Below are 424 nucleotides of genomic sequence, written 5' to 3' on the forward strand. Positions count from 1 at the left end.
CATATCGGCACCCACAAGACCGCCAGCACCACGATACAGCAGGTCTTCGCCACCCATAGGGAAGGGTTTCGCAGCCACGGGTTGATCTATCCCCGCATGGGTTCGGCGCAGGGCCACCACGGGCTCGTCGCCGATTGGGTCAGCCTGCCGCCCGCCTTCACCTATGCAGGCGGATCCGCCGCCGCGTGGCAGGCGCTCGCCCGCCGGTACGCGGCAAGCGATCACACCATCCTGCTGAGCACGGAGGAGCTTTCCCGCGGCCAGCCCTGCATGCAGCCCGATCTGCCGGCGATCCGCCGCTGGGCCTCCGCCTTCGAAGAGGTGCGCGTGGTCTGCCTGCTGCGGGATCAACCGTCGTTCCTGCAGTCGGTCTACCTCGAACTGGCGAAGAAACAGGCGCCGCCCTATTGGGCCGAATTCCTGC

At 67.2% G+C, this 424-nt stretch carries 1 pseudogene; it reads left to right on the forward strand.

The features are described from left to right. Window positions 1-424: pseudogene (locus tag A3728_RS23160) on the forward strand (hypothetical protein); the annotation flags it as partial.

The sequence above is a fragment of the Sulfitobacter sp. HI0040 genome (assembly GCF_001634885.1).
Classification (GTDB): Bacteria; Pseudomonadota; Alphaproteobacteria; order Rhodobacterales; family Rhodobacteraceae; genus Sulfitobacter.